The following is a 592-nucleotide window of genomic DNA, read 5'->3' on the forward strand; positions in this document are numbered from 1 at the left end:
AAGAGTGACAGGCTCGGCAGACCGAGTCCCCAAGGATGCTGTCGCAGGTGGTTGAGGACGATAGAGTGGGGCGAGCCGCTCGGGTGTGTTTTCATAACCAAAAACACCTTCTCAGAGCGGCTCCAGCCTTTTATCCCTCCAAAACTGTCATCTACTTAGGCTTTTGACTCTGTCTTCGTTGTCATGGAGAGCCTTATTTTAAGCCTCCGAGACGCATGTGGCTATTACTTTGTCACTTATGATTGGACTTCAAGTAAAGGCGCGAAACCTAAGATTAGACCTCCTGCGTAGAGTGATTAGGTAAGCTGGACGGGTGCCCCATGAACGTCTGGAACGTGCCCTGAAGATGAACCGCACTCTATTTAAGCGCCGAACTGGGGTTTATCCCGAAACCTTCATCGACATGGAAGCCGTGTTGCTTGAACGCGAAGGTACGAAGAAGAGAAGCGGTCGCCCTGCAGCGCTCAATCCTGCTGAACAGCGTCTCCTGACACTGGAATTCTGGCGGGAATATCGGACATCTGCCCACCTGGGCGATGATTGGGGCATCCATGAAACCACCGTGCAGCGCACGGTGGAACGGGTTGAAGCA

The 592-nt window shown here is 52.9% G+C and carries 1 protein-coding gene; it reads left to right on the forward strand.

From position 1 onward, the window contains the following. Positions 1 to 313: 313 nt before the first annotated feature. On the forward strand, positions 314 to 592 hold a 279-nt coding region (locus GUI70_RS22580), incomplete at its 3' end, for a helix-turn-helix domain-containing protein (protein ID WP_161884513.1).

The sequence above is a fragment of the Deinococcus alpinitundrae genome, from assembly GCF_009982895.1.
In the GTDB taxonomy this organism is placed as follows: domain Bacteria; phylum Deinococcota; class Deinococci; order Deinococcales; family Deinococcaceae; genus Deinococcus; species Deinococcus alpinitundrae.